This window comes from Frankia sp. CcWB2 (assembly GCF_977927585.1).
In genome coordinates this window covers 3,327-12,325 of sequence record NZ_CDWRCM010000050.1, presented here as the reverse complement: position 1 = coordinate 12,325, position 8,999 = coordinate 3,327, and the positions used below count along the sequence as shown (strand labels likewise).

The window sequence follows — 8,999 nt, the reverse complement described above, 5'->3', positions numbered from 1 at the left end:
TTCGCGTCGAGCCGTATCGCGGGCTCCAGGTCCTTATGGCAACCATACCCTTACGTTAATGATTAATATGGACTGGGTGGTCGGTCGCAAAGCCGTTCGTGTTAGATATGAACGGATCTGAACGGACCGGAGCGCGGTCACGGCTCCAATACCAGTGCCCGCCCGGGAGGCGCCATGACAACACCGCCCGTCCCTAAGGCCACTGACCTGGCTGGCGCGAGGAAAGGCCTGGCATGAGGAAAAGCCAGGTCACCCAGGCGGTGCCGGTGCCGGTGCCGCCGCCGCTGCGTCCCGACGACCGGTTCGGAAACGTCGTCGACCGGATCCGCACCGTCGCCGCGGTCTGCCACGACGTCGTGGCGGTCCGCGACGAACACCGTGCCGTTACCTTCGCCCAGCTCGTCGCCTGGGTGGACGTCGTCGCCGACCGCATCCTTCGGGAGCCCGCCGCGGCCGACCCGGACACGCCCGTCGCGGTGCTGTTGCCCCACGGCGCGAGCGGGATCGCCGCCGTCTTGGGCGTTATCGCGAGCGGCCGGCCTTGCGTGCCCCTCGACAGGATGCATCCCACCGACCGTCTCGCTCAGGTCGTGGGACTGGCAGGGGCCTCGGTGTGCGTCACCGGACCGACTGGCTCCGCCGACCAGCGGACTGCCGCCGCGCTGCCGGGGATCGTGGAGACTATCGACGTCGGCGACGAGCGCGTCGCCGACTGGTCCCCGGCGCTGGCTGACCGGGTGGCGTCGACCGCGCCGCGCCGGGCCGATACCGATCCAGCTGTGCTCATCTTCACCTCCGGGTCGACCGGAGTACCGATCTTCACCTCCGGGTCGACCGGAGTACCGAAGGGTGTCGTGTGGCACCACCGCGCCCTGCTGGGCATCCACTACGCCATCCAGGCCCAGGACGTGATGCGGCTGGTTCCGGGCGACCGTCTGCCGCTCTTCCTGCCCTACTCCTTCATCTCGGGGATGAACCGGATGGTCGGTGGCCTGGTCTTTGGCACCACCCTCGAGATGTACGACCCTCGGGTCCGCGGCGTCCGCGACCTAGCCGACTGGCTGCGCACCACCCGGCCGGCCGGCATCGTGGCCACGCCGGCGCTGATCCGGACCGTGTTCGGCTGCCTTGAGCCGGACGAGGTGCTCGACGACCTCCGATTCGTCATGTCGGTCGGCGAGGCGATCTACGCCCGCGACGTCGAGTTGGCCCGCCACCACCTACCGCCGGCCGCGGCGTTCCTGGTCTCCTACGGAGCCTCGGAGCTCGGCACGGCGACCTGCGCCCCGATCTGGTCGGACGAGGACCTACCCGACGGCGTGATGCCGGCCGGGCGGCCGGTGGTCGACGTCGCGGTGAGGGTGGTCTCGCCGGATGGCATCGAGATGCCGCCCGGTGAGACGGGTGAGATCGTCGTGACGGGCCACTTCATCACGGGGGGCTACTGGCGGGCGGCGGCGGCGAGCGCATCGCGGTTCGGCATCGGGCCGGACGGCACACCCACCTACCGCACCGGAGACCTCGGGCGCATCGACGCCAGCGGCCAGCTCAGGGTTGTCGGCCGCACCGACGCGGCCGTGAAGATCCGCGGGTACCTCGTCGAGCCGATCGAAATCGAGTCCGCCCTGCTGGCGAGCTCAGATGTGCTCGAGGCCGTCGTCGTGGCCGACAGGACCACGCAGCGGGCCCGCCTGGTCGCCTACGTCGTCCCCGTGACCGGCGCCCGGGTCTCACCGGCCTCGATCAGGCGCCTGCTACGGGCCGAGCTGCCGTCCTACATGGTGCCGGCCACCGTCATGCTGGTCACCGCACTACCGAGGACCGACCGCAGCAAGGTCGACCGACTGAACCTGCCCCCCGCCGGTCCGAAACCCAATCAGGACCCGCCCCGCGACCAGTGGGAAGAGGCCGTCGCCGACGTGTGGGCCGCCGCCCTGCACCTCGACGACGTCGGTATCCACGACGACTTCGTCGAACTCGGCGGCGATTCCCTCATCGCCGAAGAGCTCCTCACCAGGGTCGCCGACGAACTCGGTGTCAAACTCCCCACCTCCACCGTCGCCGACGCCCCCACCGTCGCCGAGTTCACCGCCCACCTGCGCAATACCGGCACCGACGTCCTACGCCACCCCACCGTCGTCCCGCTGCGCACCACCGGCAGCGGCCGGCCCCTCTTCTGCTTCTGCGGCGCCGGCGGCCTCGCCGTCGGCATGCTTGGCTTTGCCCGCCACTTCGACGGCGAACGCCCCGTCTACGGCATCCAAGCCCACGGCCTCGAATACCGCGGCCTCCCCGACTGGTCCATCCACACCGCCGCCCGCCGCCACGCCCGCGCCCTGCGCCTACTCCAACCCACCGGCCCCTACCACCTCGCCGGCCACTCCTTCGGCGGCCTCGTCGCCTTCGAAACCGCGAGGCTCCTCACCGAGGCCGACGAGCACGTCGAACTGCTCGTCCTCATCGACAGCTTCCTGCCCGACACGTCCTCCGGCGTCTTCGCGGGAGGAGTGCTGCCCTCTCAGCTTCCAGTTCCAGGGGGACCGGCCACGAGTTCGAATCCGGCCCCGGCCTTGGACCATACGGGGGGATCGGCTATAGGCTCGGCGCGCGCAAGGGCTGCCGCACGGGTCCTGCTCGGCTGGGCCCGGCAGGCGGCCCAGCTCCCGTTGGCTGGCGTCGTTCAGTTCAAGGGCATGAACCAGTACGACGTCTTCTACAACCAATCGCGGGTGCTCACGAGGTTCTACCGGCCCAAGCCCTGGAACGGGCGGGCGCTGGTCTACCTGGCGGCCGCCTCGCCGCCGCACCGTACGGAGGCCTGGCGCCCGCTGCTGACCGGCGAGGCGACCTACCGCACCGTGGGCGGCGACCACGACACCGTGCTGCGCGAACCCATCGTAAGCGAGATCGCGGCCGACATCCGGGCGGTCCTCGCCGGCCGCACCAGCTCCCGCAAGGCGTGAACGGCTGCCGCTTGCGTGCTTCCGGAGTGACTGACAATCCTGGCGACCGGGAGAACGCGATCCCGTGACCAGGCCGACAGCGAAAGGTCCGTGTTCGTGAGGGTGCAGGACGCAATCAATGTCGAGGACTTCCGGGAACTGGCGCGCCGCAGGCTTCCCCGGGCGGTTTTCGACGCCATGGAGGGCGGAGCCGGCGACGAGGTGTCGCTCAGGCGTAACCGCACGGCGTTCGACCGCATCGAGTTCCGCCCGCGGCCGCTCGCCGACGTCGCCACGCGAGACCTCTCGACGACCGTGTTCGGCGAGCGGCTGTCGATGCCGATCATGCTGGCGCCCACGGGTACGGGCCGCCTCGCGCGATCGTCCGCGGAGATCGCTGTGGCGAGGGCCGCGGCGCGGGCGGACATCGTGTACATGCAGAGCACCGTGGCAGCCTTCCCCCTCGAGGATGTCGCCGCGCGCTCGACTGGCACGCTGTGGTACCAGCTCTACCTGCCCCCAACCGCGCCGAGGTCGGGAACCTCGTCCGGCGGATCGCGGCGGCGGGTTACCGGGCCCTGGCCATCACCATCGACACGCCGGTCCTGGGCAACCGTGAGCGCGACACCCGCAACAAGCTCATAAGTCGGCCGCCGCATCCCAAGATGCTGCTGCAGGGGGCCAGCAAGCCGGCGTGGGCGACCGATTTCATCCGCGGCAAATTCGACTTCATGGGCACATTCGAATTTATGCGCGGCCAATTCAGCGCCGGCCGTCCCGGCGACCCGTCCCGGCTGAGCCTCAACCAGACCCAAGCGGCAATCAAATCGTCGTCGGACTGCGTCACTTGGGAGGACGTCGAGCGGATCCGGTCGTTGTGGGAAGGCCCGTTGCTCCTCAAGGGCCTGATGCGCGGGGACGAGTGCGACCGGCTCGTCGAGCTGGGCGTCGACGGTGTCGTGGTCTCGAACCACGGCGGGCGGCAGCTGGACGGCGTCCCCGCGACCATCGATATCCTGCCGGAGGTGGTTGACGCGGCGGCGCGCAGGCTCACGGTGTTCCTCGACGGAGGTGTCCGGCGAGGCAACGACGTGGCCAAGGCGCTGGCCCTCCGCGCCGCGGGGGTCTTCGTGGGTCGGCCCTACCTGTACGGCCTCGCCGCGGGCGGCGAGGCCGGTGTCCTACGGATGATTGAGCTGCTGCGCGTGGAATTCGACCACGCGATGGCACTGCTCGGCGCCGCGACCGTGGCGGACCTCGACCGCGGCCTCGTCTCGGGCGCACGTATCCCCAGCACCCTCTCACCGTCGACGCGATAGGCCATGCCTGTCGACGGCTGAGTTGGGCCGCTTGGCGACCTTCCGTCACCGCCTGCTACCTTGGCGGCATGCTCTCCGTGTCGTGGCAGGGACCCGGCACCGTCGGTCTCCGGACAGCCGTCGGCGAACATTCGTATGCCAGAGGTGTGCACTACGCCCAGCAGAGCGCGGTCACGAGGATCGACTGGGACCCCGACGAGAACACCCTCCGGGGCCGGGTGCGTGGCAGCGGCGGCGAGGTCTACGCGACGAGCGCGCAGTTCTCGGGTGACGGTCCGTCCTCTTGGACGTTCCAGTACGGCTCGTGCACCTGCCCGGTGGGCGTCGACTGCAAGCACGTCGTGGCACTGGTGCTGACGGCCACGACAGGCGCGACGGCCACGGCGAACGCGGCAACGGGTGCGGCGGCGGCCCCCAGCCCATCGGCGCGGCGGTCCGGGTCCTCCCCGCGGTCTCAGCGGTCTCAGTCCTCCCCGCGGTCGGCTCAGCCGCGGTTGTCCCGGTCGGCTGCCTGGACCGAGGACCTGGGAGAGCTGCTGGGTGCCGTGCCCGCCGTCGGCGGCGGCCACGGCGGGCACGGCGGGGCCGCCGGGACGACGCCGTTGGCCGTCGAGCTGAGCTTCACGGCGGATCCGCCGGCCCACGGCGGCGGATCCGAGCTGGGCCTGCGGGTCACGGCCCGGCTGGTGCAGCCGGGCCGGAACGGCTGGGTCAACGCCATCGGGTGGGACGCCCTCAACGCGGCGTACCAGACCCGCGAGTACCAGCAGCCGCAGGTACGGCTGCTGCAGAAGTTCTTCGCCGTGTACCGGGCCCACGACGAGCGGTACGGGTACTCGTACTACTCCTCCTACTCTTCCGGCGGCGCGAAACGGCTCGATCTCTGCGCGTTCGAAAGCCGTCAGCTCTGGCCGATGCTCGACGAGGCCGAGGCGGTCGGCCTCCGGTTCGTGCACGCCCGCAAGAAGCTCGGCGACGTGAGCCGGTACGGTTCCGCGGAGCTGTGCCTGAACGTCACCCGGGACGAGAGCACGAAGTCGCTGGTCGTGGCTCCCCTGCTCCGCCTCGGCGGGACGCCGACGGACGCCGCCGTGTTCTCGTTCATCGGCCGCGAGGGCCATGGCGTCGTGTACGTCGACCGGGCGGAGGTCCTGGCCTCCGACGACCATCGGGACTGGCACGTCCGGCTCGCGCGGCTCGCCCAGCCGGTGCCGCCGCGGCTGCAGCGGATGGCGGTCGGGAACCGGAGCCTGCGGGTGCCCCGCAGCGAGGAGTCCCGCTTCCGCACGGAGTTCTACCCGCGTCTGCGGCGCCTGGCCCCCGTCGTGTCCAGCGACGGCTCCTTCGAGCCGCCGGAGGTGCCGCCGCCAGCCCTGGTGCTGCACGCCTCCTACGGTGACGACCACGAGCTCGACCTCACCTGGGGATGGGCCTACGAGGTCGGCGGCGAGCGGATCCACGTGCCGCTGTACGCGACGGAGCCTGACGGCACCGAACCGCCCGGCACGATGCTGCCCGCCGCGGAACCGGACGGGTTGCGGGATCCGCGCCAGGAGCAGGACGCGTTGCGGGACGTGCTGGCGGCGCTGGATCTGCCCTCCGGCACGGCCGCCCTGCTCGCCGGTGACCAGGGTTCCGGTCTGCGGCCACGGGTGCGGCTGCGCGGCGTCGACACGATGCGCGCGACGACGGAGCTGCTCCCGTTGCTGACAGACCGGCCCGGGGTGGCCGTCGAGGTCAGCGGTGACCCGGCGGCCTACCGAGAGGCCGGCGACTCGCTGCTCATCGGCCTGTCCACCGACGACGTGGTAGGCCGAGACCGACTGGTTCGATCTCGGGGTCACCGTCACCGTGGAGGGCCGGCAAGTGCCGTTCACGGACGTCTTCCTGGCGCTGAGTCAGGGGCAGTCGCACCTGCTCCTCGCCGACGGCGCCTACTTCAGCCTGCAGAAGCCCGAGCTGCAGACGTTGCGGCGGCTGATCGAGGAGGCGCGGGCGCTACAGGACTCACCCGGCGGTCCGCTGCGGATCAGTCGGTTCCAGGTCGGGCTGTGGGAGGAGCTCGCCGGGCTCGGTGTGGTCGAGCGCCAGGCGCGGTCGTGGCGCCAGCAGGTGACGGGGCTGCTGGAGCTGGGGGCCGAGGGCCAGCTCGAACAGGAGCCGCCGGCGACGCTCGCGGCGACGTTGCGCTCCTACCAGCTCGACGGTTTCCGGTGGCTGGCGTTCCTGTGGAAGTACCGGCTGGGCGGGGTGCTCGCCGACGACATGGGCCTGGGAAAGACGCTGCAGACGCTGGCACTGGTCTGCCACGCCCGGCAGGCCGATCCCGAACTCGCGCCGTTCCTCGTCGTCGCGCCGACGAGCGTCGTGTCGAACTGGGCCGCGGAGGCGGCCCGGTTCGCGCCCGGGCTGCGAACGGTGGCGATCTCCGACACGCAGCGGCGCCGCGGCGAGGCCCTCGACGAGGCGGTGTCGGGCGCCGACCTGGTGATCACCTCGTACACGCTCTTCCGCCTCGAGCACGAGGAGTACGCAAGCCTGGCCTGGTCGGGTCTGATCCTCGACGAAGCCCAGATGATCAAGAATCATCAGTCGAAGGCCTACCGGTGCGCCCGGCTGCTGCCGGCGCCGTTCAAACTGGCCGTCACCGGGACCCCGATGGAGAACAACCTGATGGAGCTGTGGTCGCTGCTGTCGGTGACCGCACCCGGCCTGTTCCCGAACCCGACCCGCTTCCGCGACTACTACGCCCGGCCGGTCGAGAAGCAGAACGACGTCGAGCTGCTCGCCCAGCTCCGACGGCGGATCAGGCCGCTGATGACGCGCCGCACCAAGGAACAGGTCGCGCCCGAGCTCCCGCCGAAGCAGGAACAGGTCCTGGAGGTGGACCTGCACCCGCGGCACCGCAGGCTCTACCAGACCTACCTGCAACGGGAACGGCAGAAGGTGCTGGGCCTGGTCGACGACATGAACCGCAACCGCTTCACGATCCTGCGCTCGCTGACCCTGCTGCGCCAGCTCAGCCTGCACGCTGGCCTGGTGGACGACCACCACGGGGACCTGCCGTGCGCCAAGATCGACGCTCTGTTCGAGCAGCTCACCGACGTCGTCGACAGTGGTCACCGGGCCCTGGTCTTCAGCCAGTTCACCGGGTTTCTCGGCAAGGTACGCGAACGGTTGTCCGCCCTCGGTGTGGAGCACTGCTACCTCGACGGCCGGACCCGCGACCGGTCCACCGTGCTCGAACGGTTCAAGACGGGGTCGGCCCCGGTTTTTCTCGTCAGCCTGAAAGCCGGCGGGTTCGGCCTGAACCTGACCGAGGCGGACTACTGTTTCCTGCTCGATCCGTGGTGGAATCCCGCGACCGAGGAACAGGCGGTGGACCGGACGCACCGCATCGGGCAGTCCCGCAACGTCATGGTCTACCGCCTCGTCGCCCGGGACACGATCGAGGAGAAGGTGATGGCGATGAAGGACCGGAAGGCGCGGCTGTTCTCCAGCGTCATGGACGACGGTGACATGTTCAGCTCGACGCTCGACGCCGACGACATCCGCGAGCTGTTCGCCTGACGGCCCCCCGGACCGCCCCCTGCCTCGTGGCCGGCTGGCCTGACAGGCGCGGGCGGGTTCACCCGGTTCACCCGGTTCCACCGATGGGCGCCCATCGGGGCCTGCGGCCGGGCCGTCGACCGGCGGTTAGGCGAGGTCAGGGCGTCGGCGCCTGTCAGGGTGACGACGTCGGGTTCCACGCACCGGGGCGGGCCTCTACGGTGATGCCTCGTGCGGGTCATCTGGGCGGCGTTGGCCGCGATCGTCGTGTCCGTCGGGGTATTGACCGGCTGCAACGGTTCCTCCGCGGCGGACGCGGCCGCGGAGGACACGGCCGCGTCTGGGACATCGGTGAGCACATCGGCGGTGCCGATCGCGGCCGCCGGGGAGTGCGGGGGCAGGGTGACCGACCTCGCCGGGGTCGAGAAACTCCTCTCCGAACCGGTCGGCTGCCCAGGCGGCACAAACAGTTTCTGGCACGGCGAGCTCGGCGACGCGTGGACACCGCCGCGGTTCGTCCCCTACCGGGACGGCCAGGTTCCGCAGGACGCCTGCGGCGCGCAGGTGGACGATCCCAAGCAGTTCGCGGGCAACGCACTGTACTGCCAGCTCGACGACACCGTCGCCTACAGCGTCGACTTCATGACGGAGCTGTTCCAGGCGGGTGGAGCGTCCTACCCGCTGTTTGTGATCATGCACGAGCTGGGTCATCGGGGCGCCCGGATCGGCGGGACGATCGGCGTGGTGTCGCGCGCGGAGGAGAACCAGGCCGACTGCTTCGCCGGCCGCCAGGCCAAGAGCGCGCACGACGCCAAGCGCATCGCGTTCACCGACGCGCTGCAGGGCGCGCTGCTGTTCTACAGCATCGGCGACACCCGCGACAGCGGCTGGTTCGACCAGGAGGTGGCCTCCGCCCCCGACGCCCACGGCACCCCCCGTCAACGCGCCCAGGCCTTCTCCTTCGGCTACCTGCGCGACAGCGACACCTGCCACCGGCTCGGCCAGTCCGAGAGCGGAAGCGTGCCGCTGTTCTGACCCAGCTACGCCTGTCCCGTGCCGGGTTTGATAGAGGCAGTCAAACCAGGAGGAAGTGGACGATATGGGCGTGCCGAGGAAGTACCCCGATGAGCTGCGGGAACGGGCGATCCGGCTGGTGCTGGGGGTCAGGGCCGAGGCGGGGACGGGCGCG

General features: G+C 70.5%; 2 protein-coding genes and 2 pseudogenes. All 4 read left to right on the top strand.

All coding sequences use genetic code 11. From position 1 onward, the window contains the following. The first annotated feature begins 233 nt into the window (after window positions 1-233). The 4 genes and pseudogenes from ACY45C_RS07770 (at window position 234) to ACY45C_RS07755 (ending at window position 8,845) form a co-directional block, all read left to right on the top strand. Complete coding sequence (locus tag ACY45C_RS07770) at window positions 234-2,963, top strand: AMP-binding protein (RefSeq protein WP_462186950.1); 2,730 nt, start codon at window positions 234-236, stop codon at window positions 2,961-2,963. Window positions 2,964-3,140: 177 nt separating this feature from the next. Next, window positions 3,141-4,261, top strand: a pseudogene (locus ACY45C_RS07765) (alpha-hydroxy acid oxidase). A gap of 68 nt (window positions 4,262-4,329) precedes the next feature. After that, window positions 4,330-7,831, top strand: a pseudogene (locus ACY45C_RS07760) (DEAD/DEAH box helicase). Between the two features lie 210 nt (window positions 7,832-8,041). Continuing rightward, on the top strand, window positions 8,042-8,845 hold the full coding sequence (locus tag ACY45C_RS07755; protein ID WP_462186949.1) for a neutral zinc metallopeptidase: 804 nt from the start codon (window positions 8,042-8,044) through the stop codon (window positions 8,843-8,845). The last annotated feature ends 154 nt before the right edge of the window (window positions 8,846-8,999 follow it).

What these genes read in the sequence shown, in the direction of transcription:
- ACY45C_RS07770 (WP_462186950.1), top strand. Translation starts at nt 234, where the DNA reads ATGAGGAAAAGCCAGGTCACCCAGGCGGTGCCGGTGCCGGTGCCGCCG.